This window comes from Acidovorax sp. NPDC077693, from assembly GCF_044542805.1.
Classification (GTDB): Bacteria; Pseudomonadota; Gammaproteobacteria; order Burkholderiales; family Burkholderiaceae_C; genus Acidovorax.
Genome location: NZ_JBITVD010000002.1, coordinates 79,947 through 103,909, shown reverse-complemented (window position 1 = coordinate 103,909; position 23,963 = coordinate 79,947). Strand labels below are relative to the sequence as shown.

The following is a 23,963-nucleotide window of genomic DNA, read 5'->3' as shown; positions in this document are numbered from 1 at the left end:
ATTCGGGCGGGGCACGCCCGCAGCGCACGCCAGCTAAGCGCCGCATCCGCATCCTCGGCAGGGGCGGCCCTAGAGCGGGGGCACTGGCTCTGGCCGCGTCAGTGGCATGCGCTGCGGGTGGCCGATGCATCGGTATGCATGCGGACTTTGAAGCATGGGGCGCGGGCAGGGTCGGTAGACTGGTCGGCATCGGCAGCGTGGCCGTCCGGCCGTCCGTTGGCGACGGCGGTCTTCGCCAGACTGATACCCTCACTTTGCCCATGCCCGACACGTCCGCACCCTCCCACCCCTTGCCTATGTACCAGCGCGCCATGGGCCCGGCCTTCGCGCGCCTGGCACCGGCGCTGGCGCGTTTTCACAGCCTGTCGGGCCAGCACCGGCTGGAAGGGCAGGTCGCGGTAGAGGCCCCCGCGGGCGCCATGGGCCGTGTGCTGGCCTGGGCGCTGGGGGCGCCGCAGGCATCGGTGCGCGGCAGCATCGTCTTCGAGCTTCAGGCCACGCCGCTCGCCGAGGTGTGGACCCGCCACTTTCCCGCGCGCACCATGCGCTCGACGCTGCGCGCATCGGGCGGCCAGGTGGTCGAGCACCTGGGTGCGGCGCGCCTGGGCTTCACCTTGGTCGAGACACAGGGCCGTCTGGTCATGCGGCTGGAGAGCCTTCACTTTCTGGGCGTTCCGTGCCCCGCATGGCTGCGCCCGCAGATCGTGGCCGAGGAGACGGGGCAGGGCGACACGCTGCACTTTCATGTGCAGGCCACCGTGCCCTGGGTGGGGCGGGTGGTGCACTACCGCGGCCATCTGGTCGTGCCGATCGCGCCGGCCGTGCCGGCCGGGCAGGAGGCGTCCGCATGATCGTGGTATTCGACGCGCAGTGCCTGCTGTGCAATGGCTGGGTGCAATTCATCCTGCGGCACGACCGCGCCGGGCGCATCCGGTTCGCGTCCATGCAGGGGGCCACGGGCCGGCAGCTGCTGGCCGACGCCGGCCTGCGGGTGGACTCGTTGCAGACCCTGCTCGTCATCGACGGCGCTCGCAGCTGGCAGCACACCGCCGCCATCCTGCGCGTGTTGCACGCGCTGGGCTGGCCGTGGCGGCTGGCGTGGGTGGGGTGGCTGGTGCCCGCACCGCTGCGCGATGCGCTCTACCGCTGGGTGGCGCGCAACCGCTACCGGATCTGGGGGCGGTCAGAGGTGTGCATGGTGCCTTCGCCCGAGACCGCTGCACGCTTTCTGGACTGAAAATCGCAGCGCTGTTTCATCAAAAATGATACAAGCGGTAGAGCCCGTTTTGGATCAAATCCCGGCCATCATGCGCGCGGGAAGGTCACCACATGGTCCACCTGCGCGCGAATGCCGATCCACTCGCCCAGCGCATGGTTGTGGTGGCTGGGCACATGGGCCAGCACGGTGTGGCCGCTGGCCAGGCGCAGCGTGTACAAGAACTCCGACCCGCGGAACGACTTGCGCAGGATCTGCGCCTGCACCGGGGCGGCGTCGTCGTGCACCACGTCGTCAGCGCGCAGCAGCACGTCGCACTCGCCGCCCGCGTAGCTGCCGGGCAGCGGGCATTCCTCCAGGTCGGTCAGCTCGCCCAGCGGCGTCTGCGCGATCACGTTGTCACCGCGCTGCACCAGCGTGGCGGGCGCGAACACGCCGTGCCCGATGAAGTCGGCCACGAAGCGGGTGGCAGGGCGGTGGTACAGGGTGTATGCGTCGTCCCACTGGTGCAGATGGCCTTCGTGCATCACGCCGATCACATCGCCGATGGCAAAGGCTTCGAGCTGGTCGTGCGTCACGAACAGCGCCGTGGCGCCCGCGGCCTTCAGGATGCCGCGCACCTCGTGCGCGAGCCGCTCGCGCAGGTCCACGTCCAGGTTGGAAAACGGCTCGTCCAGCAGCATGAGCTGGGGGCGCGGCGCCAGGGCCCGGGCCAGCGCCACGCGCTGCTGCTGGCCGCCCGACAGTTCGTGCGGAAAGCGGTTCTCGCTGCCTGCCAGGCCCACCAGCTCCAGCACCTCGGCCACGCGCGCAGCCTGCTCGGCCTTGGACAACCGGTGGATGCCGAACGCCACGTTGCGGCCCACGGACAGATGCGGGAACAGCGCGTAGTCCTGGAACACCATGCCGATGCGCCGCTCTTCGGGCGGCACGCTCACGGTGGCGCTGCTCACCACCTGCTGGGTCAGGCGGATCTGGCCGCCGGCCACGGGCTCCAGCCCCGCCACCGCGCGCAGCAGCGTGGTCTTGCCGCAGCCCGACGGGCCGATCAGCACGCCGATATCGCCTGCATTGAGGCTGAGAGTGACGCCTTGCACGGCGGCCTGCGCGCGGCCGGCATAGCGCACGTCGAGTTGGGAGACCTCAAGAAACATGCCCCAATTCTAGGCGTACGCACGAATGCTTAAAATTCGCATTTGCATTCCCGAACCATGCCTGGCCCCGCCACGCCGGGCGTGCGTCCCTGGTCCCTGGTCCCTGGTCCCTGGTCCCTGGTCCCTGGTCCCTGATTCCCTGACTCCTTCGCCGAGCCCCCTGCCTTGCGCCGCATCTCCTTCGCCCTTCGCTCCATCCCGCTGATCCTGTTTGCCGGTTTCCTGTCGCTGCCCGTGCTGGCGGTGCTGGCATCGTGGCTGCCGTTCGGCCAGGGCGACGCGCAGGCGGGCAGCATCCTGCGCGAGATGGCGTCCACCGTGCTGCCCGGCTATGTGTGGACCACGCTGTGGCTCAGCCTGCTGGTGGCCGTGGGGGCGGCCATCGTCGGCACGGGCACGGCGGCGATGGTGACGCTGTTCGACTTTCCGGGCCGGCGCACGTTCGAATGGCTGCTGCTGCTGCCGCTGGCCATGCCGGCGTATGTCACCGCGTATGCGTACACCGACTTCTTGCAGTTCAGCGGGCCGCTGCAGGTGGGGCTGCGCAACACCTTCGGCCTGGAAGGCCGCCTGCTGCCCGAAGTGCGCAGCCTGGGTGGCGCGGTCTGGGTGTTTATCTTCTCGCTGTACCCGTACGTCTACCTGCTGGCCCGCACCGCGCTGGGCGAGCGCGCAGCGCACCTCATGGAAGCCGCGCGGCTGCTGGGCGCGCCGCTGTCCCGCCGCATCCGCACCGTGGCCCTGCCGCTGGCGCGCCCCGCCGTGGCGGCCGGGGTGGCGCTGGTGCTCATGGAGACGCTGGCCGACTTCGGGGTCACCAGCTATTTCGGCATCCAGACCTTCACCACCGGCATCTACAAGGCCTGGCTGTCCATGGACAACCGGCTGGCCGCCGCGCAGCTGGCCACCATCCTGCTGGTGCTGGTGCTGCTGCTGCTGCACATGGAGCACCGCGCGCAAAAGCGCATGCGCTTTGCGGCCGGTGGTGGCCGCGCGGGCTCGGCCGAGGCGCAGCCCGTGCGGCTGCGCGGTGCGCGCTGCGCGGCCGCCTGGGCCATCTGCCTGGTCCCGGTCGTCATGGGCTTCGTGGCGCCGGTGTTCTTCATGCTGCGCCCGCTGGCAGCCGACTGGTCGGTGCTGCCGTGGGAGCGCTTCGTGGGCTGGGCCTGGAACAGCGTGCGCCTGGGCGGCATCACCGCCGGCCTGGCCGTGGTCGTGGCGCTGGGCCTGGCGTTTGCGCTGCGCCGCCAGCCCGACCGCATCACCCGCGGCGTGGTGCAACTGGCCAGCGTGGGCTACGCCGTGCCGGGCGCGGTGATCGTGGTGGGCCTGCTGCTGCCCGTGGGCTGGCTGCAGGCCGCCGTGCCGCAGTGGGGCGTGGGCGCGCTGGTCACGGCCACGGCGTTCGGCATCGTCTGGGCGTACCTGGTGCGCTTTTGCGCGGTGGCACTGCAGTCGATGCAAAGCGGCTATGCGCGCATCCCCCCCAACCTCGATGCCTCGGCCCGCATGCTGGGCGCGGGCAGCGCGCGGCTGTTGGCGCGGGTGCACTGGCCGTTGCTCAAGCGCTCCACCGCCGCGGCGGCGCTGCTGGTGTTCGTGGACGTGATGAAGGAGCTGCCCGCCACCATGGTGCTGCGGCCCTTCAACAGCGACACGCTGGCCGTGGTGGCCTACCAGCTGGCGCGCGACGAGCGCCTGGGCGAGGCGGCGCTGCCGTCGCTGGCGCTGGTGGCGGTGGGGCTGGTGCCGGTGATCCTGCTGAGCCGCACGCTGCGCAGCAGAAGCTGACGCTGACGCAGGCGGTGTGCGCCCGGCCGGCCTGAGGGCCTAGGGCCGCGGATAGACGGCGCCGGTGTAGAGCCCCGCGGACGATAGGCTCGGCGGGTGCACGATCAAGGTGCTGTACGACCGGTAGTTGCCGTCTTTCCTTTCATCCGTCACCCAGACGATCCATTCGACAGGGCGAGGTTTTGCCGCCCCCTTCGTGGCGGGCCGTCGCACCACTGCGACCACTTGAAGCGCGAAGAACTGATCGCCGGTGTCGACCTCCAGCGTGCTGCCGGTCGACGTCACCTTGCCAGAGGCCAGCAAGGTCTTCAGCGTGTGGGCTCGCTCATCCGTGCGGTTGTGCAGCGATGACGGAAAGGAGCGCAGATCCAGGCGCTCGAACAGCGCCTGGGCACGGCCGGCCGTGCGCGCGCGCGGCGGGGTTAGCTCCACGGTGAACGGGCCACTCGCGATATAGCTGACCGCGTCGCACACGAGATATTCGGACTGGATGCTCGCGTTGTTCACGGACTCTTGCGGCGCACTGGTGAGCACCAGGTTTGAATATTCTGCGCAGTTGTTGGCAGACGTGCCGTTGTCGAATTCCAGGGGCGTGCGAGCCCGGAACAAGCTGGTCTTCAGGTCTTGCAGGGCCACCGCCAGGTCGGGGTGGGTGACGACCACCTGGGTGAGGTGGATGGGACCGGGCAGTGGGCGATCCGCCGAGTGCGCTGCAGTGTGAAATGCAGCTGCAGCAGCCAGCGCGATGTACCAAGGGCTTGTCACTCGATGTCTCCAAAAAAGGCGGGGCTGTGGTTCAGCGATGGCGTGGATTGCAGACCAGGCCAGGAGAGTACGTCAGAAATCCTCCGCGAAGTCTCTCGCAAAAAAAGGCCCAGCCATCGTTCAGCGTTCAGCGCTTGTGCGCTGTCATGTCTTTACCCGCAGCTTCAACCCCAGCCTCCGCCACCCGATCACCACCCCGGTCACGCTCATCACCGCACCGCCCAGGCTCAGCACGATCAGCACCACATCCCACAGGGGCCTGCGCTCCAGCAGGGGCAGCCAGTCCCAACTGTGCAACATCGCAAACAGCCAGCGGCTGGTGCGGCGGTGGGTATCGGTGCGGCCCAGCACCGCGCCGGTGTGCGGGTCGATGTGGACCCAGGTGGCCTGTGGGTCGTCGAACACCACGCGCAGCACGGGCAGTGGCTTGTCGCCGCCGCCGGTCATGGTGTGGGCGGCGCGGTCGTAGTAGTGCAGGTCGTAGGCCTGCAGGGTGTCGGTGCGCACTACCGGGTAGGGCAGCAGTTGGGCGGCGGCGTGGGTCAGTGCGCCGGGCTGCCAGGCGTGGGGGTCGCCTGTGCCCGCGTGCAGTACCAGGGGCGCGCCGGTGGGGCTGTGTGCCTGTACCAGGGCGTGGCCGGCGGTCTGCGTCCAGCGCAGCTCGCGGGTGTTGGGCGATGCGGCGGCCAAGAGCGCGGGCACGCTGGCGGCGGGCACGGGCAGCACCAGGGGGCCGCCGTGCATGGCCTCTGTGCGCAGCGGGGCGGCGCCGCTGTCGAAGATCTTCCAGGGGTTCATGGACATGAGGCCGCTGAAGATCCAGGTGAAGGTGACCAGCGCAAACACCAGGCCGAACACATGGTGCCAGCGCATCATGAAGCCGCGGTACGGCGTGCGTGCACCGGTCTTGTAGCGGCCCGCAAAGCGCCAGCGCATCACGCCCACCACGGTGCCCGTCACTGTCAGCACGATGCCTGCGATGGACAGCCAGTTGACGATGTCCGTCCAGTAGGGGTTGAACACGTTGCCCCGCAGCGGGTACAGCCAGTGGATCCAGGCGCCTGCGTAGTTCCACACGCGCTCCTGCAGCGTGGCGTCGCGCACCACCTCGCCGGTGGTGCCCGATACGTAGACGACGGTGCCGGCCGTGTCGCCCAGGTGCAGGCGGTGCAGCGGGCGGTGCACGTCCAGGGCGCGGGAGTGGGTGAACGCATCTTCGTCCACCGTGCCCAGGTGCTGGATGGTGCCCGCAGCGCCCTGTGCAAAGGCGCTTGCAGAAGCGACGGCGTGCTGTGCATCCACCTGCTGCAGCACGGCGCCGGTGATGGCGTCGATGACAGCCGAGGCCGGCGGCCTGCGCGGGGATGCGGCCTTTGACGCGGGGGCTGTTGGCGATGCCTGCGCCGTCGCCGGCACCACCAAGTACACGGCGCGGCCAGCGCTCGCCACGGCCAGCCGCAGGTCCTGCAACGGGCCGGTGATGCCGGCGCGCTGCAGCGCCTCGGCAGGCTCCAGCAAGCGGTCGGGCCCCTGCGTGGCAGGGCGCAGCGGCGGCAGGTGCGCCAGCCGCTCGGCCTGCGTGAGCTTGGGGTAGCCCACGTACATCATGACCACGCCCGAGACGAACCACATGGCGAAGAAGGCGCACAGCAGCACGCCCAGCCACCGGTGAACCAGATACAGCCAACGCTTGGCATGCAGCATGTGTGGGTGCTCCCTGCGTCAGAAGGCGGTGTGCAGCGTCACGTCCAGCGTGCGGGGCGCGCCCAGGTACACCTGGTCGCGCGTTTCGGCGGCGTAGATGCGGTCGGTGGCGTTGCGGATGCGGCCGGTGAGGGTGGTGGTGGGGCTGACCTTCCACGCCAGGCCCAGGTCCAGCAGCGTGTACGACGGCCAGAACTTGGTGTTGGCCGCGTTGCCATACACCTTGCCCACATGGCGCACCCCGGCGCTGGCCGTGATGGCGGGCGTGACGGCATACGACGCCCACAGGTTGGCCACGGCCTGCGGCACCAGGGCCGGCACGTTGCCCGCGCGCGAGACGCCGCCCTGCACGAAGTGCTCGTACCGTGCGCGGGTGAGCGACAGGTTGCCTTGCAGCTGCCACTGCGCGCTGGGGCGCACGCCGGCCGCCAGCTCGATGCCTTTGGACGATTGCTCGCCCACCAGCACCGTGAGGTTGGGGTTGGCCGTGTCTTGCGTGGCGATGTTCTTGCGGCGGATCTCGAAGGCCGCCACCGTGGCGCTGCCCTTGCCGTCCCAGAAGTCCCACTTGCTGCCCACCTCGACCTGGCGGCCGGTGGTCAGCTCGCTGTTGTTGCGCACGTCGGCGAACGAGGCCGATGCCAGCGAGCCCGACGGCGGGTCGGCCGCGTTGGAGGCCTGGGCATACAGGTTGGCGCCGGGCGCGATGTCCCACACCACGCCCAGGCGGCCGGTGGTGGGGCTGTAGCTGCGGCTGAACGTGGCGGGCGCGGCGGCCGTGACGGCGCGGCGGTTGACCAGGTCGAGCCCGATGCGCTCGTGCCGCAGCGCGGTGACGAGGTTCACGCCCGGCACCACGGCCGTGCGGTTCTCCAGGTACAGCGCGGTGGTGGTGGCCTTGTTGTCCTTGTCGGCGCTCAGTACCGGCGACATGCCGGGGATGTCGAAGAAGTTCTCGGTCGAGAACTGGTAGGGGTTGACCGTGCTCACCGTGACCGAAGGGCCCAGCGGAAAGCGCGTCTGCCTGTTCACGCTCACGTCGAGGCCAAAGGCCCAGTCGCTTCGGCGGCGCGCGAGCTGGCCCTGGTGGGTGCCCTCCAGCCGGTTGCCCACCAGTTGCTGGTCGTGGCGCTGCAGGTAGGGCGAGGTGCGCACGACGGCCGTGTTGGCCGCGTTGAAGGTGTAGATCTCCACGTTGCGGTAGTCGCGCAGCGCGTCGTACGCGTACAGCGTATTCGTGAACTGCAGTGCGTCCGACACGCGCCACTGCGACACCGAGCGCAGCCACTGCACGCGGTGCCCGTACATGCCGTCGGCGCTGTTGTAGTTCGCAAAGCGCGTGGCCCGGTCGATGCGCAGCGCGCCCACGGCGGGGTTGAGCACCGGCGTGCCCCAGTAGGGGCGGTCCACGTGGTCCTTCTGGTACTCGTAGGCCAGCGTGTGGGTGAAGCCGCCACCCAGGTCCGACAGCAGCGACGCAGCCAGTTGCGTGGCCTGGGATTGGGTGCCGTGGGTCCAGTTGCCGGCGTCGCGGTGGTTCAGGTCGATGCGTGCGAAGTGGGCCGGGCCGGTGCCATCGGTGCTTGCGGCGATGCGCCGGTTCAGGCCCACGGACACCTCCTTGTGCCCGTAGGAGCCCAGGCGCACCTGGCCTTCGGCGAAGTCGCTGCGCTCGGCCGTCTTGGTGATGTAGTTGATCGAGCCGCCCACGCCGCCCGCGCCGAACAGAAAGCTCGACGCCCCGCCGATGGCCTCCACCCGGTCGTAGATCCAGCTGTCCACCGCGCGCGTGGCGCTGCCGTACTGTGGGTTGATGCCGTTGTACAGCTGCGCCACCGAGTTGGCCGTGAAGCCCCGGTAGTTGGCGGCCATCGAGCCCGGTGCGTTGTGGGCGGTGACGCCCGGGATGCCCCGCAGGATCTCTTGCGTGTCCTGCGCGCCGCGCGCGTCGATGGTGGCGCGGTCCACCACGGTGACGGCGGCCGGGGTCTCGCGCGCCGTGAGGCCCAGGCGGCTGCCGGTCTCGGTGGGGGTGTCGAGCTGCAGCTTGCCGCCAGCCGATGCAGCGGGCTCGGCCACGGTCACGCTCTGCAGTGTGGGTGTTGGCGTGGCGTCTTGCGCCTGGGCTGCTGCCAGCGGGCCCAGTGCCAGCAGGGCCAGGACGCCGCTGCAGATGGGCGAGGGCGACAGGGTCAATGAGCGGCCCACGGGCTGCAGGCAGGCGCTGTCAGCGAAACGGGGCGCGCAGGCGCGGGTGGCCGCAGTGCGGCGGGGGGAAGTACGGGACATGGAAACGCTCGGAATGAACCGCGCAGCCCACCCCACAGGATGCGCTGGCGCGTTGGTACGGACAGGGATGCAGCGCCGTCCCACCAGGAACGCGGCGCTGCGAAGGCGTGTCAGCTCACGAGCGTGCGGGCGGGCCGCGGGCCGGCAGCGGCGCTGCCGTGGCCGCCGCAATGCGGGCGGCCTCCACCGGCTGCAGCGCATGGGCCAGCGGGTGGTGGGGGAGCGGAAGGGCCACCGCAGCCGGCGGTGGTGCAGCCGGCGTGGCGCACAGGGGGCAGTCCATGGGGGTGGCGGCCATCTCCACCGTGCCGTCGTCGGTCTGCACCAAAAGCTTGATGGTGCCGGCGCCCGAGCAGATCACTTCGATGGTCTGCGGGTTGACGAACGGGGTCGCCACGGCCATGCCCATCGACGCCACGAACCATGCGAGCACCCACAGGCGCAGCGCAGAGAAGGTTCGTCGGGTGGCGGTCATGGGGCGCGATGATACCGCGCCGCGTGCTGGAACGTGCCAGCACGCCTGGCAGGTCTGATGCTCCCAAAATGATAGCTGCTACCGCTTGCTGGATGAGCGGTAGAGGGCTCTGGGGCCTATAAAAATCCCGCTGTTCGGCCTCAGAGCCCTGTAAACCGGGCGGGGTCGTAGCTCTCCAACACCGGGTTGCAGTGGTAGCTCGCCACATACGAGCCGGTGTCTTGGTCGAAGCTGATGCTGGTGTCGTAGATGATTCCGCCGATGGCATCCTTCGTGGGGCAGAACACCGCGCCGTCCTTCGTGACCGAACCATCCGCCACGGCCTGCCGGACCTGATCGCGCACCACTGCGGCTGTGTTTGCGGTGTGCCAGGCCAGACCGCAACTGGCGGGGAATTCGGTACCCCGGCCGCCCGAATACGGGTCCAGGCCGGTGATCTCGGGCGACTGGTGCTTGTTCTGGTGGGGCTCCAGGATGACGTCGATGTGCTCGTCCCCGAAGTCTTCCGACAGCAGGCCCAGATGCCCCTCAGGCACTTCGAACTTCGCAGCGTACTTGCCGCCGGATTCCCACAGCCTCTCGAGCGCCGGCCCGTCATCGTGCGTGAAGATGCCGCCCTTGAGCTCCAGCAGCCACTTCAACGACGAACTGTCGAAATCGCCGGATTTGCCGTATTCGTTGCGCAGCGTGTCCACCACTGCGGCCTGGAAGTCCTCGCTGGCGGGCAGCTCGCCCCCCAGGGCGTTCGATACGAGCACGGGCAGCGCTTCGGCGCGCAGCTCGTTCTTCTTTTCGCGGATGTACGCCTGCACGTCCTGGAGCGTCACGTCGCCATTGCCGGTCGCAGCGCTGTTCGACTTGCCGAAAACGAAGTCGGACTCGTTGCGGGTGACCAGCTCCAGCAATTGCGACTCCATGCCGCCCATGTCGGCGCAGGTGAACAACTCCGTCGGTGTGGCAAAGATCGCCTCGAAATTTTCTTCGATGCTCGCCTTGGACTTTGGGGGAATGGTGTGCTCTGGCGGGGCGCTCCGAAGCGCGGCAAGACTGGTGTGCGGTGTTCCCTGTACATACGACATGCTGGACCTCCTTGAATGTGGAGCGACATGCTCGATGGGAAGCTTTGGGGCGTCAAATTCTTTTTGGCGCCCGCCACCACCTCCTCATCATCATCAGCATTACCGCGCCTTGGCGCTGGTCACCATGCCCTGGGTCGCCGCCCACGCGTTGATGTCGTCGCGCCGGATGGCCGCCGCCATCAACTGCGGGAAGGCGTCGGGCGTGCACGCGAACGAGGGCACGCCCAGGGCGGCCAGCTTGGCCGCCAGCGCGTGGTCGTAGGCGGGCGCGCCTTCATCGCTGAGCGCCAGCAGGGTGATGAACTGCACGCCGCTGTCCACCAGCTCCGCGGCGCGGCGCAGCAGGTTGGCCTCGACGCCGCCTTCGTACAAATCGGAGATCAGCACGAAGATGCTGTTGCGCGGCTCCTTGATGAGGGACTGGCAGTACGCCACCGCGCCGTTGATGTCGGTGCCGCCGCCCAATTGCACGCCGAACAGCACGTCCACCGGGTCGTCGAGCTTTTCCGTCAGGTCCACCACGGCGGTGTCGAACACCACGAGCTGCGTGGACACGGCGGGCAGGCTGGCCAGCACCGCACCGAAGATGCTGGAGTACACCACCGAGTTGGCCATGGAGCCGCTCTGGTCGATGCACAGCACCACCTCGCGCTGCGGGCGGCGGGCCTTGCGGCCGTAGCCGATCAGCGTCTCGGGCACCACGGTGCGGTAGTCGGGCTGCCAGTGCCTGAGGTTGGCGCGGATGGTGCGCTGCCAGTCGATCTCCGAGTGACGCGGGCGGCGGTTGCGCTGGCTGCGGTCCAGCGCGCCGCTCACGGCCGAGCGCATGGGGTCCTCCAGCCGCTTCATCAGGTCGTCCACCACGCGGCGCACCACCATGCGCGCGGTGTCCTTGGTGCCGGCCGGAATCACGTGCGACAGCGCCAGCAGGTTGGCCACCAGGTGCACGTCGGGCTGCACGGTCTCCAGCATCTCGGGCTGCAGCAGCATGTCGCGCATGTTCAGGCGCTCCATGGCATCGCGCTGCATCACCTGCACCACCGAACTGGGGAAGTACTTGCGGATGTCGCCCAGCCAGCGCGCCACGCTGGGTGACGAGGCGCCCCGGCCCCCGCGCCGCTCGCGCGACTGCAGGCCGCCCGGGCCGTCGGCCTCGTACAGTGCGGCCAGGGCCTGGTCGATCTCCACCGCAGGGCCCGTCAGGGGGCCGCAGCTTTGCGCCGCCTCGCTGCCCAGCACCAGGCGCCAGCGGCGCAGGCGCTCTTCATGGGAGAGCGGGGTGGGCTGGGTGTCCGCCTCAAGTTCCGGTGCCGATGGCGTTGCGTGGGCGGCCGGCGCGGGGTTCGGGGTTGTCGTCATGCCGTCAGTCCCATCAGTTCGCGCAGCAGCGGCAGCGGCAGGGCCGCGCGGGTTTCGTCCCATGCGGGGGCGGCCAGCGGTGCGGCGGCGGTGCGCGTGCCCTGGCTCGCTCGCTGCCCCAGGTCGCGCCGCTCGCTCGGGCCGAACGCCGAGAACGTGCGGCGCACCAGCGGCAGCACCCGCACGAAGTGTTCTTCATTCAGGCTGGAGAGCCACTGGTCCACCAGCTGCCACACGTTGGCATCGTGCAGCAGCACCACAGCATTGCGGTTGAGAAAACCATCCAGCCACGCCGCCGCCTTGCCGGGCTCCGCGCCCGCCGACAGGTGCAGCGACAGCGCGGGTCCGACCTGGTCTGCCGACCAGACGCCATCGTCGAGCAGCAGCCGCACCGCCACGCCCTGCAGCAGCTCGTGCGCGCTCTGGTGCTGCTGAGCCACCTGGGCCAGCGCACGCTGCCACTGCTCGGTCTGCTCAGGCGACTGCCGCAGTGCGATGGCCGCGTGGGCGCCCAGGAGCTTTTCGCGCAGCTGGTCGGCGGCGTCGTCGTCGATGGCGCTGCAGGCCAGCGGCAGGCTGATGGCTGCGCGCACGATGAGGCTGTCCAGCACATGGCTGACCAGCGTGGCGTCGGTCTGCCGCACATTGCCGTAGCGGAAAACGTTGGACAGCGGCGGCAGCGCGGCCAGCAGCTGCAGCGCATCGCCGGTGAGCGCCGCGCGGTTTTCCAGCGCGCGCGTGGCGGCGGCCACGGCCGTGTCCAGGTCGGCCAGCAGCACGCGGTCCACCAGGGACGACAGCTCGCCCAGGCTCTCGGCGCGGGCGGACTCGTCGGTCACGCGCGCCGTGGCGGCCTGCGCCAGCGTCTGCCCCCACTGGCTGGCCTCGATGAGGCGCAGCACGAACTCGGGCTGCCACTGCAGGTTCCATACCTCGTGGAAGGTGCCGCGCGACGAGCGCCCCACGCGGGCCAGCGTGCCCCAGGGCACGTCCAGCAGGTTCAGGCGGTGCAGCAGGTGGCTGCGCGCCAGGTCGTTGGCGTTGCGCAGGTCCAGGTCCAGCGTCTTGTGCGTGGCCTCGGGCTTCAGGCGCAGGCTCTTCTGGGCCTGCTCCACATCGCGCTGCAGCGGCACCATGGGCACATCGGGCGGCACCGCGCCCAGGCGGTCGCCCACCACCAGCGCATCGTGGATGAAGTGCAGCACCGACTCGTCGCCCAGCGTGAGCACGGTGCGGCTGGCCTCGTGCAACTCTTCCAGCCCCGGGGCGGGCCGCTCGCGCAGCGCGGCCAGGGAATCGGCCAGCCGTGCGGCCTCGATCAGGTGGGCGGACGAGCAGTCCAGGTCGCGCTCGCGCATCAGCCGCGCCACACGGGCCAGCCAGCCGATGGCGCGCGGCTGCGTGCTCTGGTGGCTGGTCCACAGGTGCTCGTACCAGCCGGGCGCGTGGATGCCGGCGCCATAGCCGCTGGCGCGGGCCAGGTGGCGGTAGGTCCAAGGCACCCAGGTGCTCTGCACCTTGACCTTGGGCAGGCCCTTGAGCAGCGCCTGGTCCGCCTTGGCCGTGGCCTTGGCCTGCAGGCCCCCCAGGTGCCAGGCGCCGCAGACCACGGCGATGCGCTCGAAGCCTTCCTTCTGCGCCGCGCGGATGCACTGGCGCATGTGCGCCTCGCGCAGGGCTTCACGCTGCGCTTCCTCGGGGCTGCGGTGGCGCTCGCCCCACTCGCTGCGCAGCGCCAGCATGGCTTCGGAGATGGCGGCAAACAGCTCTTCGCCGTCACCGCGTTCCTCGACCATGTGGTTCCACCAGGCTTCGCCGTCGGCATAGCCTGCGGCCTGTGCCAGCCAGGTCAGCGGGTCGCCGCGTGCGCCCTCTGCGTCGGCTCGCGGGTCCAGGTCCGCATCGGTTGCGGGGCTGTCCGTTGTGTCGGCATCGGCGTCGCCGGGGTGGGTGGGGGTGGATGCTGTTGCGTGCTCTTCGGTGGCGTCTGTGGCGAGAGGATCGCCTGCCTTGCCGGGCTCTGCGTGCATGGTTTCCGCGTCGCTCTCGGCCGCTGGTTCAGCCGTGTCGGCTTGCTCTGCCTTCTCAGCGTCCGCACGCGCTTTCTCGATGCCCAGGCTGTGCGCCACCGGCAGGTCGATGAAGCGCACCGGCACCTGGGCCTGCACCGCCCACAGGGCGGCCTGCCACTCCGGCGAGAACACGGCGAAGGGGTGGTACACCGCCAGGCCTTTTTCGTCGGGTGCGTGGCTGAGCAGGGCCACCGGCGGCTTCATGTCGGCATGCACCATCAGCGGCAGCAGCGCGTCGCCCTCGGGGGGGCCTTCGATCAGCACGCAGTCGGGGCGCAGCGCCTCGAACGCGCGCACCAGGCTGCGCGCACAGCCGGGGCCGTGGTGGCGCACGCCGAAGTAGTGGGGTTCGCTCATGTCAGTGGTCCACGGTGCACGGCACCGGCGCGCAACGGTCCGGTGCCCGTGGCGCTGGTGGCGCAAGGAGGCTGCGTCATGCCATTTCGCGGAAGGCGCGGTACAGGTCCTTCCAGTCGGCGCGTTCCTTCACCACGGTTTCCAGGTATTCGTTCCAGACCACCTGGTCCTGCACCGGGTCCTTGACCACGGCGCCGATCAGGCCCGAGGCCACGTCCAGCGGGCTCAGCGTGCCGTCGCCAAAATGCCCCGCCAGCGCCATGCCGTTGTTGATCACCGAGATGGCCTCGGCGGTGGACAGCGTGGACGAGGGCGATTTGATCTGCGTCTTGCCGTCCTCGGTCTTGCCGTTGCGCAGCTCGCGGAAGATCTGCACGATGCGCCGCACTTCCTTCAGCGCCGGGGGCTCGGCGGGCAGCTGCAGCGCGCGGCCCATCTCGGCCACGCGCTTGACCACGATGGCGACCTCGTCGTTCTCGTTGCCGGGCACAGGCAGCACCACGGTGTTGAAGCGGCGCTTGAGCGCGGCCGACAGCTCGTTCACGCCCTTGTCACGGTTGTTGGCGGTGGCGATGATGCTGAAGCCACGCACGGCCTGCACCTCGCTGCCCAGCTCCGGGATGGGCAGGGTCTTTTCGGACAGCACGGTGATGAGGCTGTCCTGCACGTCGGCCGGGATGCGCGTGAGCTCTTCGATGCGCGCGATCTTGCCCGCGCGCATGGCCTGCATCAGCGGGCTGGGCACCAGGGCCTTTTCCGACGGGCCATGGGCCAGCAGTTGGGCGTAGTTCCAGCCGTAGCGCAACTGCTCTTCGCTGGTGCCGGCCGTGCCCTGGATGAGCAGGGTGGAGTCGCCGCTGATCGCGGCCGACAAATGCTCGGACACCCAGGACTTGGCCGTGCCCGGCACGCCGTACAGCAGCAGGCCCCGGTCCGTGGCCAGCGTGGCCACGGCGACCTCCATCAGGCGCGCATTGCCGATGTACTTGGCGCTCACCTGAAAGCCATTGGCGAGCGTGGCGCCCATGAGGTACTGCACAACGGCCCAAGGCGACAGCGCCCAGTTGTCCGGGCGCTGGCGCTGGTCGTGCTTTTTCAGTTCCGCCAGTTCTTCGGCGAACTGGTGCTCGGCGTGCTGGCGCATGACGGAAGAAGGTGTGGAGCTCATGGCGTGGCGTGGGTGGTGGGTGTCGTGGACAGGGGGTGAAGGGCGCGGCGTGTGGCGATGACCTGCATCACGTCATGCACCACGGTGGCAAAGGAAGGGGTCTCGTCGGCATGGCGCGGCCACTGGGCCAGCGCGGGCAATACATCGGGGTGCAGCGCGCAGGCCAGCTCCGCCAGGTCCGAGCGCAGCCCGTAGTCGTCCCTCAGCGTGCCCTGGCGGGCCCGCTGCAGCAGGATGTCTGCCAGCGCCGCGGACAGCGGGGCCGACAAGGTGTCCGCAGGCGGGCAGGCCGCCAGCATCTGCGGCGCAAGGGTGTACAGCTGCACCGTCACGCCCTCCTTGTCCAGCCGCTGCTGCCAGATCTTTTCACGTGCGGCGCGGGGCAGCAGCGCCAGGATGGCCGCCACGTCGGTGCGCAGCTGGTGGGCAGCGCCGGTGTCGATGAAGGCCTGGGCCCAGTCGGTCTGCGGCGCTGCGAGCAGCACGTCGCGCCAGCCGCGCAGCAGCGACTGCGCCCAGTCGGTGCCCCGGGCCCACTCGATCAGCTCGCTGGCCGACAGGCTGGTGTGCATGGTCCACCAGCCCAGCGGCACCTGGCGCACCAGCTGGTACAGCCACCAGGCACGTTCGCCGAGCGCCTCGTGCTGGGGGCGGGGCGTGTCCAGGTTGTCGGCTTTCCAGTCGGCGCCCACGGCCTCGGGCGCATCGATGACCCAGCGCTTGCGCAGCAGCGCGCGTTCGTGGCGCATCAGCGGGGCCATGCGGTCTGCAGCGCGCCGGGGATGGGCGGCCTCGGGCAGGCGCAGCAGCAACTCCAGCGCGCTGGCGCGCACCTCGCGGCTGCGGTCGGTGCGCAGGCCGTCGAGCAGCGGCTCGTCCTGCAGCGAGAGCTGGTCGGCCAGCACGCCCACCAGGTCGGCGCGCTCTTTGGCGCCCAGCTCGGCCAGCGCCTGCGCGAGCCGCTGGCGGGCCTGCTCGGGCTGCGTGGCGCGCTCGGCGGCCAGGAAGGCGCGCCGCTGTTCCAGGCTGCCGTCGGTCCAGCGCGTTTCTTCGGGGGCCGACGCGCTCACGCCCACGGCGTAGCGCCAGTCCTCGCGCTGGCTGGCCAGCCACCGGCCCCGCTCGCCCAGCACCGGCGCCAGCACGGGCCGCAGCGCGACGGAGCGGCGCCCCAGGTCCAGGGCTGCGGGCAACAGGCGCGGCGGCAGCCGGTACCCCGCCCCGGCCAGCGCCAAGCAGATCTGGTGGTGCAGCCGGGGCGGCCCCTCCTGCAGCGCCCAGGTGATCAGGTGCGGCAGCTGGCCGTCAGGCCAGGCCTGCAGCGCGGGAAGGGTGTCGGGCTCTGCCTGGGTGGCCGATGCGGGCAGGGGGCTGGGCACGCCCTGCAGCCCCGCCAGGCTGCAGGCCGCGAGCATGCCCGAGGCGCGCAGCAGGGCCGTGGGTGCATCCGCCGCCTGCGCCATCGCGTCGTCGATGGACTGGCCGATGGCGCCGGGCCAGTGCGGCTGCGCGCTGCTCTGGCGCTCGGTGCCCACCATCGCGGTGGCCAGCAGCGGGGTCCATGCGGCGCTCATGCGGCACTCCTTTGCCAAAGGGGCCACGGCGCCGGGGCTTCGGCCCGGGGTTGGGGCGGTGCGCTGTCCCACGCGGTCATCGGCACCAGTTTGCTGCCGTCCCATTCGCAGGCCAGGTGCACCGCGTGCCCGCCGGTCGCGGCCAGCAGGGTCCACAGGTCGGCGTCGCCCACGGCCAGGGGCAGCAGGTGCCCGTCGGCATGCAGGTACGGTTGGCTTTCGCGCAGCAACGGTACGGCGTGGTGCATCACCACCGGATGGCTGAACACCCAGGGGCTGGCGGCGATGCGGCGCGCCACGCCGTCCCATTCGTGCGCGGTGCCGGCATCGGGCCACTGCGGGGCGGCCGGAGGGCCCGCCTGGTCCACCACCTGCGCGCGCAGGCCCGCCGTGCCGGGGAAGAAGGCCAGCGTGGCGCTGACACCCGTCCCGGCGAAGAAGGATTGCTCGAAGCCCCGGCCGCCGAAGGCGTGGTCCCACAGCAGCGCCCGGCGCTGGCTGCGGGCGCCGTGCAGCCATACACGGCGTTCGGTGAGCTTGTCGTCGCGGTCCTGGGCCACCACGCCCAGCACGGTCCAGTGGTCGTCCACGCGCTCGCCGTGCTCCAGCACCTCGGCCTTGTCGTGCGGCCAGCCCAGCATGGCGCGCAGCTCGGCCTGCAGGGCCGGCGGCAGGCTGGCGCGGCGCTGCAGGGCTTCGCAGGCCAGCTGCATGAGGCCCAGGCGCGCCAGCGTGCGCTCGGGCCAGTCTTCGCCGTCACGGATGCCGGCGGCGGCTTCGCGGATGCGCACGCCCAGGCCCGGGGCCTGCGCATCCACCATGCGCGCGGCCATGGTCTGCCAGGTCTGCAGCACCTCGGCGTTCAGCGACCCGAGCCCGCGGCTCACCTGGTCGCACAGCCAGCGCTGCAGCTCCTGCCCCGCCGTTTCCATGCGCTGCCAGCGCTGGGCTTCGCGTTTGGCCTGCGCCTGTTCGTCCACAGGGGCGGCGGCCTTCTCGGCCTGGCGCACTTCCTTTTGCTGCGCCTTGTCGGCGCGCGAGCCGAGCCATTCGCTCACCCACGCGGGCGGTGTCGTGGCCTGAAAGAGTTGGGGGTTCTGCGCCTGGATCATGAGCAGCGCCAGGCCGTGCTTGCACGGAAATTTGCGGCTCGGGCAGCTGCAGCGGAAGGCGGGGCCGTTCAGGTCCACCTGCGTCTGGTAGGGCTTGGAGCCGCTGCCCTGGCATTCGCCCCAGACGGCGTGGTCGTCGGCGCCCAGCAGGGGCCACTTGGCGGGGGAGACCAGGCCCTTGGCGGCCTTGGCCGAAGCGTCGTCGGGCGCCAGCGCCACCACGCCTTCCATCGTGAATGCCATACGGATCCCGCGCCCCTCGCCTGTTGGTTGTGTGAATCTGGTCCGGGCAGGATCATACGGGCGGCCCGCGGCGCATTCGGGGCCCACGGCCCACCGTTGCAATGCGTAACGATTGGGGCTGTCATCGCTACCCGCCCAAAAAGAAACCTCGCCATGGCGGCGCGCCGTGGCGAGGTTGCGGGTGGCAGGCTGCCCAGCCCGTACGGGTGGGCGGCCGGGCGCGGTGCGGACGGGTCAGGCCTGGGTGTAGGCCGTCTTCACGGTGGTGTAGAACTCCGCGGCGTAACGGCCTTGTTCGCGCGGGCCGTAGCTGCTGCTCTTGCGGCCGCCGAACGGCACGTGGTAGTCCACGCCGGCCGTGGGCAGGTTCACCATCACCATGCCGGCTTGGGCGTGGCGCTTGAAGTGCGTGGCGTGCTTGAGGCTGGTGGTGGCGATGCCGCTGGCCAGGCCGAACTGCGTGTCGTTGGCCAGGGCCAGCGCTTCGTCGTAGTTCTTCACGCGCTGCACGCTCACCACGGGGCCGAAGATTTCTTCGCGGTTGATGCGCATGCCGGGCGTGGTCTCGGTGAACAGGGCGGGGCGCAGGTAGAAGCCGGGCGCGCCGTCCGCGTTCTTCTCCAGGGCCTCGCCGCCGAAGGCGAGCTTGGCGCCTTCCTGCTGGCCGATGCCGATGGATTCCAGGTCCTGCGCCAGCTGGCGGTCGTCCACCACGGGGCCGATGTCGGTGCCGGCCTTGCGGGCGTCGTCCACCTTCAGGGTCTTCATCTTCTCGATCATGGCGGCCACGAAGCGGTCATGGATGCCTTCGGTCACGATCACGCGGCTGCTGGCGGTGCAGCGCTGGCCGGTGGAGAAGAAGCCGCTGTTCACGGCAGCGCCCACGGCCACGGCCAGGTCGGCGTCGTCCAGCACCACGAACGGGTTCTTGCCGCCCATCTCCAGCTGCACCTTGGCGCCGCGCGGCACGCAGGCGGCGGCCACGCGCTGGCCCGTGCCCACCGATCCGGTGAAGCTCACGCCCGCGATGCGCTCGTCTTCCAGCAGCACCTGGCCCACGTCCGAGCCGCGGCCCATCACCAGGTTGAACACGCCGGCCGGCAGGCCTGCGCGGTGCAGGATGTCGGCCAGCGCCCAGGCGGAGCCGGGCACCACTTCGGCGGGCTTGAACACCACGCAGTTGCCGTAGGCCAGGGCCGGGGCGATCTTCCAGGCGGGGATGGCGATGGGGAAGTTCCACGGCGTGATGATGCCGATCACGCCCAGGGGTTCGCGCGTGATCTCGATGCCCACGCCGGGGCGCACCGAAGGCACCAGCTCGCCGCCAGGGCGCAGCGCCTCGCCGGCGAAGAACTTGAAGATGGCGGCCGCGCGGCCCACTTCGCCGATCGCCTCGGGCAGTGTCTTGCCTTCTTCGCGGGCCAGCAGGTCGCCGAGCTCGGCCTTGCGGGCGATGATCTCGTTGCCCACTGCGTCCAGGATGTCAAAGCGCTGCTGGGGCGTGGACAGGCTCCATGCCGGGAAGGCCGCGTGGGCTGCCGACACGGCCTCCAGCGCCTGCTCGCGGCTGGCCACGGCGTAGTCGCCGATCACATCGCGCGTGTCCGACGGGTTGGTGTTGCGGTAGTTGCGGGCGCCTTCGGTCCAGGTGCCGCCAATCAGGTTTGCATGCATGGCTGTGGTGGGAGTGAGTGAGGTGGATGGATGGGGGTCGACAAGTCTTCAAGCCCTCCGGGCTGCGGACGTCGTGGCGCTTGGATCCGGCGCCGCGCCGCAAGCGCCGCGGTGGTGCGGCGGCCCAAGGACGACGCACCCAGGCAAAAGAATATGTTGTATGTCATCGTACAACAATGTGCGCATACTTTTGCCAGGGTAACTACTTAGGCGCCGAGACTGTGGCCTGCCAGTAGCGGGGGCGTTCAGCTGGCCTCGGCCTGTGCGCGCCGGCGGCGTTCACGGCTGTTGGCCAGGTGGGTGCGCATGGCGGCGCGGGCGGCGTCCGGGTCCTGCGCCACGATGGCGTCGTAAATGCTTTCGTGCTCGCCGTTCACGCGCCGCAGGTACTGGCTGCGCTCGTTGCTCACGCCGTCCACCGAGTCCAGGCGCGCGCGAGGAATGATCATGCTGCCCAGCGTGCCCATGAGTTCCGCGAAGTGGCTGTTGTGCGTGGCGCGTGCGATCTCCAGGTGGAACTGGAAGTCCGACGCCACCGCGTCGCGCCCGGCCTCCACGGCGGCGGCCACCGCGTCCAGCGCTTCACGCATGGCCTTGAGGTTGGCGTCGGTGCGGCGCTGGGCGGCCAGGGCCGCCGCCTCGGTCTCCACGCCGATGCGCAGCTCCAGCACGGCGATCACGTCGCGCAGCGTGCTGAACTGGTCGGGCGTGATCTTGAAGCCGGGCGCCTGGCCCAGCCCCAGCACGAAGGTGCCGATACCGTGGCGCGTCTCCACCAGGCCCGAGGCCTGGAGCTTGGAAATCGCCTCGCGCACCACGGTGCGGCTCACGCTGAACTCCGTCATGATCGCGGCTTCGGTCGGCAGCTTGTCGCCCAGGGCCAGGCGGCCGTCGCGGATGCGGTCGCCCAGGGATTCGACCAGCTCCAGGGCCAGGGTGCGGGGCTTGCGGCGAAGCTCGGTAACGGTGTTCATTTCTTGGTGTTATCCCTATGTGGCCTCGTGGGGCAGAAGCGGTACATTGCTCTTTCTTTGTTGTACGACAACTGATGACGTATAGCAAGAGTGTTGTCACTGTACCAAGAACCTCTGCCTTTGTAACCGCCATGCCTTGCCATCCGACGCCGATCCGTTTTCAACGCTTGCTTCTGACGGGCGCCGCCGGGGGGCTGGGCAAAGAGCTGCGCACGCGGCTGCCGGCGTATTGCACCACGCTGCGCCTGTCGGACATCGCGGACCTGGGCGCAGAGGCCGAGGGCGAGGAAGTGCGCCCCGCACGGCTGGAAGATGCCGGCGCCGTGCTCAGCCTGCTGGAAGGCGTGGATGCCGTGATCCACCTGGGCGGCGTGTCCACCGAACAGCCCTGGGACCTGATCCTGCAGGCCAACATCGTCGGCGCATACAACCTGTACGAAGCCGCGCGCAAGCAGGGCGTCAAGCGCGTGGTGTTCGCCAGCTCCAACCACGTCACCGGCTTCTATCGCCAGGACGAAGTCGTGGGCCTGGCAGACCCGGCCCGCCCGGACGGCCTGTACGGCTTGTCCAAGGCGTTTGGCGAAGACCTCTCGCGCTTTTATTTCGACCGCTACGGCATCGAGACCGTGTGCCTGCGCATCGGCTCCTCGTTCCCCGAGCCACGCAACCGCCGCATGCTGGCCACCTGGATGAGCTACGACGACCTGGAGCGCCTGGTGGTCGCCAGCCTGACCGCGCCGGTCGTGGGCCACAGCACCATCTACGGCATGGGCGACAACACCACCACCTGGTGGGACAACACCCTGGCGCGCCACATCGGCTACCGCCCGCAGGACAGCTCCGAGCCCTTCCGCGCCAAGGTCGAGGCGGCCGACCCCCACCCCGACCTGACCGACCCCGCCGTGATCTACCAGGGCGGCCCCTTCGTGCGCACCGGCCCTTTCGAATGAGCGCCCCGATGACGCCGTCCGTGGACCTGCTGCTGCCCGACCACCGCGACCAGGTGGGCGAAAGCCCGGTGTGGAGCGCTGCCGAGCAGGCGCTCTGGTGGGTGGACATCGAAGGCCGCCAGCTGCACCGCTGGACCTATGCGGACCAGCACCTGCAAAGCTGGGACACCGCCGAGCGCCCTGCCTGCATCGCGCTGCACGCAGCCGGCGGGCTGATCGCCGGCATGGACACGGGCGTCTTTCACCTGCAGCCCCAAGTGGGCGGCACGCTGGCCGCCACGCTGCTGGCCGGCGTGGACCACCCCCAGCCCGGCATGCGCTTCAACGACGGCCGCTGCGACCGCCAGGGCCGCTTCTGGGCGGGCACCATGGTGCGCGACATGTCGCTGGCGCAGGCCGCGGGCAGCCTGTACCGCATGGATGGAGAGCGCGGCCTGTCGGCACCGCAGGTGCAGGGCCTGGTCACGCAAAACGGCCTGGGCTTCAGCCCCGACGGCAAGACCATGTACCTGAGCGACAGCCACCCGAGCGTGCAGCAGATCTGGCAGTTGCCATTGCACGACGATGGGTCCCTGGGCGAGCGCTCGCTGTTCGTCGACATGCGCGATCTGCCCGGCCGGCCCGACGGCGGCGCGGTGGATGCCGACGGCTGCTACTGGATCTGCGGCAACGACGCCGGCGTGGTGCACCGCTTCACGCCCGACGGCCGCCTGGACCGGTCCATCGCCGTGCCCACCAGCAAGCCCTCGATGTGCAGCTTCGGCGGCCCGGGGCTGGACGTGCTGTTCATCGCCTCCATCCGCCCGGGGCAGCCCCAGGGCGACGACGTGGCGCTGGGCGGCGCCATCTTTGCCACCCGGCCCGGCGTGGCGGGGTTGCCGGAAACACCCTATCGGAGCGCCTGAGGACAACAGGCCCCGGAACTCTCCCCCAATTCACAACATTTCAACCCAGGAGACAACCATGAAAATCCCCCATCTGTTTGGCCGCGTCGCACTGGCTGCCAGCGTCCTGTTCGGCAGCCTGGCCGCGCAGGCCACGGAATTCCGCTCGTCGGACATCCACCCCGAGGACTACCCCACCGTGCTGGCCGTGCGCCACATGGGCGAGACGCTGTCCAAGGCCACGGGCGGCAAGCACAGCATCAAGGTGTATGCCAAGGGGTCGCTCGGCATCGAGAAGGACACCATCGAGCAGACCAAGCTGGGTGCGATCGCCATGACGCGCGTGAACGTCGCGCCCATGAACAACATCTGCCCCGCCACCATGGTGCCCACCATGCCCTTCCTGTTCCGCGACAAAGAACACATGCGCAAGGTGCTCGACGGCGCCATCGGCGACGAGATCCTGAAGGACTGCGAATCGCAAGGCTTCGTGGGCCTGGCGTTCTACGACTCCGGCGCCCGCTCGATCTACACCGTCAAGAAGCCCATCAAGACCCTGGCCGACGTCAAGGGCCTGAAGGTGCGCGTGCAGCAGAGCGACCTGTGGGTGTCCCTGCTCGAAGCCATGGGTGCCAATGCCACCCCCATGCCCTTCGGCGAGGTCTATACCGCGCTCAAGACCGGCCTGGTGGACGCTGCCGAAAACAACTATCCCAGCTACGAAAGCTCGCGCCACTTCGAAGTGGCCAAGTACTTCAACAAGACCGAGCACTCCATGGCGCCCGAGATCCTGTTGTTCAGCAAGCGCGTGTGGGACACGCTGAGCGCCGACGAGCAAAAGGCCATCCGCGCTGCCGCCAAGGAATCGGTGGGCTTCATGCGCAAGATCTGGGACGAGCGTGAAGAAAAGTCCCTGGCCACGGTGAAGGCCGGCGGCGCACAGATCGTGGAGATCGACAAGGTCGCGTTCAAGAACGCGATGAAGCCGGTGTACGACAAGTTCCTGAAGGACCCCAAGCTCCAGGACATGGTCAAGCGCATCGACGCGGTGCAGTAAGAAAAAGCCAGCGTCTTCAGGGCAGGTGGCACACAGAGCAGTGCGCCGCCTGTCCACTTCCAGTTG

19 protein-coding genes are annotated in these 23,963 nt (G+C 69.7%); 6 read left to right on the top strand and 13 right to left on the bottom strand.

Features of this window, described 5'->3' with window-relative positions; all coding sequences use genetic code 11:
• Positions 1-260: 260 nt before the first annotated feature.
• Together ACIGHN_RS02605 and ACIGHN_RS02600 are read left to right on the top strand one after the other, a co-directional pair.
• Complete coding sequence (locus ACIGHN_RS02605; protein WP_396503162.1) at positions 261-851, top strand: DUF4166 domain-containing protein; 591 nt, start codon at positions 261-263, stop codon at positions 849-851.
• Positions 848-1,237 (top strand): thiol-disulfide oxidoreductase DCC family protein, encoded by a 390-nt coding sequence (locus tag ACIGHN_RS02600; protein WP_056417742.1) that lies wholly within the window; start codon positions 848-850, stop codon positions 1,235-1,237. The genes ACIGHN_RS02605 and ACIGHN_RS02600 overlap by 4 nt, the downstream gene beginning before the upstream one ends.
• A 68-nt stretch (positions 1,238-1,305) precedes the next feature.
• Here the strand turns inward: ACIGHN_RS02600 and ACIGHN_RS02595 are convergent, their stop codons facing one another.
• The gene (locus ACIGHN_RS02595; protein ID WP_396503161.1) at positions 1,306-2,370 is read right to left on the bottom strand and encodes an ABC transporter ATP-binding protein; all 1,065 of its coding nucleotides are present in this window, start codon (positions 2,368-2,370) and stop codon (positions 1,306-1,308) included.
• Between the two features lie 165 nt (positions 2,371-2,535).
• Between ACIGHN_RS02595 and ACIGHN_RS02590 the strand changes: the two genes are divergently transcribed.
• Positions 2,536-4,161, top strand: a complete 1,626-nt coding sequence (locus tag ACIGHN_RS02590; protein ID WP_396503160.1) for an ABC transporter permease — start codon at positions 2,536-2,538, stop codon at positions 4,159-4,161.
• A 39-nt stretch (positions 4,162-4,200) separates the two neighbouring features.
• On the opposite strand, the gene ACIGHN_RS02585 is transcribed toward ACIGHN_RS02590, so the two are convergent.
• The 12 genes from ACIGHN_RS02585 to ACIGHN_RS02530 form a co-directional block, all read right to left on the bottom strand.
• Positions 4,201-4,926 (bottom strand): hypothetical protein, encoded by a 726-nt coding sequence (locus ACIGHN_RS02585; protein WP_396503159.1) that lies wholly within the window; start codon positions 4,924-4,926, stop codon positions 4,201-4,203.
• Positions 4,927-5,070: 144 nt separating this feature from the next.
• On the bottom strand, positions 5,071-6,630 hold the full coding sequence (locus ACIGHN_RS02580) for a PepSY domain-containing protein (protein WP_396503158.1): 1,560 nt from the start codon (positions 6,628-6,630) through the stop codon (positions 5,071-5,073).
• A gap of 18 nt (positions 6,631-6,648) precedes the next feature.
• On the bottom strand, positions 6,649-8,919 hold the full coding sequence (locus tag ACIGHN_RS02575) for a TonB-dependent receptor (RefSeq protein WP_396503157.1): 2,271 nt from the start codon (positions 8,917-8,919) through the stop codon (positions 6,649-6,651).
• Between the two features lie 115 nt (positions 8,920-9,034).
• Positions 9,035-9,394, bottom strand: a complete 360-nt coding sequence (locus ACIGHN_RS02570; RefSeq protein ID WP_396503156.1) for a DUF2946 family protein — start codon at positions 9,392-9,394, stop codon at positions 9,035-9,037.
• A 140-nt stretch (positions 9,395-9,534) separates the two neighbouring features.
• Positions 9,535-10,473, bottom strand: a complete 939-nt coding sequence (locus tag ACIGHN_RS02565; protein WP_396503155.1) for a hypothetical protein — start codon at positions 10,471-10,473, stop codon at positions 9,535-9,537.
• A 99-nt stretch (positions 10,474-10,572) separates the two neighbouring features.
• On the bottom strand, positions 10,573-11,832 hold the full coding sequence (locus ACIGHN_RS02560) for a VWA domain-containing protein (protein WP_396503154.1): 1,260 nt from the start codon (positions 11,830-11,832) through the stop codon (positions 10,573-10,575).
• Complete coding sequence (locus ACIGHN_RS02555; RefSeq protein ID WP_396503153.1) at positions 11,829-14,261, bottom strand: DUF5682 family protein; 2,433 nt, start codon at positions 14,259-14,261, stop codon at positions 11,829-11,831. The genes ACIGHN_RS02560 and ACIGHN_RS02555 overlap by 4 nt, the downstream gene beginning before the upstream one ends.
• A 76-nt stretch (positions 14,262-14,337) precedes the next feature.
• Entirely contained in the window at positions 14,338-15,429 is a 1,092-nt protein-coding gene (locus ACIGHN_RS02550; protein ID WP_396503152.1) for an AAA family ATPase, read from the bottom strand.
• Positions 15,426-17,003, bottom strand: coding sequence for a DUF5691 domain-containing protein (locus ACIGHN_RS02545; RefSeq protein ID WP_396503151.1), 1,578 nt, complete (start codon positions 17,001-17,003; stop codon positions 15,426-15,428). The genes ACIGHN_RS02550 and ACIGHN_RS02545 overlap by 4 nt, the downstream gene beginning before the upstream one ends.
• Positions 17,000-18,358: an SWIM zinc finger domain-containing protein gene (locus tag ACIGHN_RS02540; protein ID WP_396503150.1), complete on the bottom strand. Its 1,359-nt coding sequence runs from the start codon at positions 18,356-18,358 to the stop codon at positions 17,000-17,002. The genes ACIGHN_RS02545 and ACIGHN_RS02540 overlap by 4 nt, the downstream gene beginning before the upstream one ends.
• Before the next feature lie 234 nt (positions 18,359-18,592).
• Entirely contained in the window at positions 18,593-20,032 is a 1,440-nt protein-coding gene (locus tag ACIGHN_RS02535; protein ID WP_396503149.1) for an aldehyde dehydrogenase family protein, read from the bottom strand.
• Positions 20,033-20,277: 245 nt separating this feature from the next.
• On the bottom strand, positions 20,278-21,006 hold the full coding sequence (locus ACIGHN_RS02530) for a FadR/GntR family transcriptional regulator (RefSeq protein WP_056167571.1): 729 nt from the start codon (positions 21,004-21,006) through the stop codon (positions 20,278-20,280).
• A gap of 131 nt (positions 21,007-21,137) precedes the next feature.
• Between ACIGHN_RS02530 and ACIGHN_RS02525 the strand changes: the two genes are divergently transcribed.
• Genes ACIGHN_RS02525 through ACIGHN_RS02515 form a run of 3 tightly spaced genes read left to right on the top strand, consistent with a single transcriptional unit; the run spans position 21,138 to position 23,897 of the window.
• Positions 21,138-21,956 carry an NAD(P)-dependent oxidoreductase gene (locus tag ACIGHN_RS02525; protein WP_056417787.1) on the top strand — a complete coding sequence of 273 codons (819 nt, stop codon included), beginning with the start codon at positions 21,138-21,140 and terminating at the stop codon, positions 21,954-21,956.
• Entirely contained in the window at positions 21,953-22,861 is a 909-nt protein-coding gene (locus tag ACIGHN_RS02520) for an SMP-30/gluconolactonase/LRE family protein (protein ID WP_396503148.1), read from the top strand. The genes ACIGHN_RS02525 and ACIGHN_RS02520 overlap by 4 nt, the downstream gene beginning before the upstream one ends.
• A 58-nt stretch (positions 22,862-22,919) precedes the next feature.
• Entirely contained in the window at positions 22,920-23,897 is a 978-nt protein-coding gene (locus ACIGHN_RS02515; RefSeq protein ID WP_396503147.1) for a TRAP transporter substrate-binding protein, read from the top strand.
• Positions 23,898-23,963 lie beyond the last annotated feature (66 nt).